Source organism: Sulfitobacter sp. HI0040, from assembly GCF_001634885.1.
Lineage (GTDB): Bacteria > Pseudomonadota > Alphaproteobacteria > Rhodobacterales > Rhodobacteraceae > Sulfitobacter.
In genome coordinates, this window is sequence record NZ_LWEX01000493.1 from 1 (window position 1) to 256 (window position 256).

General features: G+C 62.1%; 1 protein-coding gene. It reads left to right on the forward strand.

All coding sequences use genetic code 11. The annotated features are described in order from the left end of the window. Positions 1–256: PqiC family protein (locus tag A3728_RS19700; protein ID WP_201722354.1), on the forward strand; the 256-nt coding region annotated here is incomplete at both ends.

Here is a 256-nt window from a genome sequence, read left to right on the forward strand (position 1 = left end):
CCGATTTCCTTTGCCTCGGTCGAGGTGCGCGATGTTTCCCTGCCGTCCTACGCGGCGGCGGATGAAATTCATCTGCAGACCCGCAGTGGCGTGCTTATCAGTTCTTCGGATGTGCTCTGGGCGGATTCCCCGGAACGGTCCATCGCACTGGAGCTGAGCCAGAACCTCGCCCGGTTGACCCGCCGCAATATCGCGTCGGAACCCTGGCCGTTCGAAGACTTTCCCGAAGCCCGGTTGGAGGTGCGGTTCAGCGAGT